We start from the raw sequence: 958 nt of genomic DNA on the forward strand, positions 1-958 counted from the left end.
ACGTAAAAGAAACCAGCAATTAGAAATGGAAAATGATATTTTAAAGCAAGCAGCGCTGATATTCGGACGAAGAGACAAGTAATCGATGCGAATAAGCATCTTTACCCTATATCAGCGATGTGCAGAATATTAGGTCTATCACGTCAGTCCTATTATTATCAATCAAAACCAAAGAAAGACGAATCAGAACTTGAAGAAGTAGTCGCTGAAGAATTTATCCGAAGCCGAAAGGCCTACGGCTCAAGAAAAATAAAAAAAGCCTTATCAAAACGAGGCATTCATATCAGCCGACGAAAAATTAGTAGAATCATGAAAAATAGAGGATTAAAATCGAGCTATACTGTTGCTTATTTTAAAGTACATCATTCTACTTGCAATGAAGCCAAAACGACAAACGTATTGAATCGTAAATTCTTAAGAGACAACCCATTAGAAGCGATCGTAACAGACTTGACTTATGTACGAGTCGGGAAAAAATGGAATTATGTCTGTTTCATTTTGGATCTGTTCAATCGAGAAATTCTCGGCTATTCTTGTGGAGAACATAAAGATGCCGTTCTAGTAAAAAAAGCATTTAGCCGTATCAAACAACCTCTGACAGAGGTTGAGATTTTTCATACTGATCGTGGAAAAGAGTTTGATAACCAAACTATTGATGAATTATTAACAACTTTTGACATCAATCGATCATTGAGTCATAAAGGCTGTCCTTTTGATAATGCCGTAGCTGAATCAACTTATAAGTCGCTGAAAGTAGAATTTGTCTATCAATACACATTTGAAACCTTACAACAATTGGATTTGGAGTTATTTGACTATGTCAATTGGTGGAACCACCTTCGGTTGCACGGTACACTTGGCTACGAGACACCGGTTGGTTACCGTAACCAGAGATTGGCGCAGCGAATCCTTGATAATGAGCTCGGATGTGCTAACGCTAGCGAGGCAGTCTAACTTT

General features: G+C 37.6%; 1 pseudogene. It reads left to right on the plus strand.

What is annotated here, in order from left to right:
- A pseudogene (locus KQI94_RS16135) lies at window positions 1-954 on the plus strand (IS3-like element IS1485 family transposase); the annotation flags it as partial.
- Window positions 955-958 lie beyond the last annotated feature (4 nt).

This window comes from Enterococcus sp. S183_ASV_20 (genome assembly GCF_018919685.1).
GTDB lineage: Bacteria > Bacillota > Bacilli > Lactobacillales > Enterococcaceae > Enterococcus > Enterococcus faecalis.